The 204-nt window shown below is 54.9% G+C and carries 1 protein-coding gene; it reads left to right on the top strand.

Annotated features, from left to right (window positions below; genetic code table 11):
• The coding region (locus tag EAE89_RS23375) for a hypothetical protein (RefSeq protein ID WP_214086711.1) at positions 1-204 on the top strand (204 nt) is incomplete at both ends.

The following is a 204-nucleotide window of genomic DNA, read 5'->3' as shown; positions in this document are numbered from 1 at the left end:
GTGTCGGCGAAAACGGCCAGCCAGCAAACGGCGGCGGTGAAAGCGGATAGGAAAGTCAGTTTTGAGGCGCTGAGCGACAGCTATTATGTCGCCAGCGTGACGGTGGATGTGGATAAAGACGGGAAGCGTTACAACAACGGCACGGACAGTTATACCTTCACGGCGACGGTGAAAGATGGGCATGGCAATCTGGTGGTGGATAAA

Origin of the sequence: Photorhabdus heterorhabditis, from assembly GCF_018448905.1 — a bacterium.
GTDB lineage: Bacteria > Pseudomonadota > Gammaproteobacteria > Enterobacterales > Enterobacteriaceae > Photorhabdus > Photorhabdus heterorhabditis.
Note: the sequence above shows the minus strand (reverse complement) of the source record. Positions and strands in the feature narration are given on the sequence as shown.